This window comes from Rhizobium sp. SVR5-2C, assembly GCF_056755115.1.
Map to the genome: position 1 here is coordinate 1 of NZ_JBNDHT010000328.1, position 513 is coordinate 513.

1 pseudogene is annotated in these 513 nt (G+C 63.9%); it reads right to left on the minus strand.

Annotated features, from left to right (window positions below):
• Positions 1–6 precede the first annotated feature (6 nt).
• Positions 7–513: pseudogene (locus ACPYOI_RS35945) on the minus strand (hypothetical protein); the annotation flags it as partial.

Here is a 513-nt window from a genome sequence, read left to right on the forward strand (position 1 = left end):
CGGTCCTCACTGCGCTGGTGCGGGGTCGATGGCGATGCCCGAGGCGCGCAGGCCGCTGAAGAGTTTCTGCTGATCTTCCGGCCGTTGCAGGCGAAGCGCGATTTCCCGGCGGATGTTGTGCATCAACTCGGGTGCGTGGACCTCCAGCCAATCCTGTTGCTGCTTGGCGTCGGCCGTCTTCCCGGCGGCGCCGAGGATCGACAGGAGCACGAGGCGATGCATGGGATTATATTGCAGATCGGACATGCGGGACCACAGTTCGGCGGCCTGAATGTCGTTCCTCATGAAGGCGCACAAGGCCATGCCGACCTCGTAATATCCCTTGGGGCCGGCGTTCTTGCTGACGGCGCTGGACACCAGCTCGCAGCCGGATTGCCATCGTCCGGACATCGCCAGCCGCAAGCCGTACTCACCGGCAACGTCGGTGTCGTTGGGGTTGATGGCATAGGCGGCCGCGCCGGCCTGCAAGGCCTTGTCGATGTCGTCTTCGAAGAAGCTGACCAGCATGAGGGC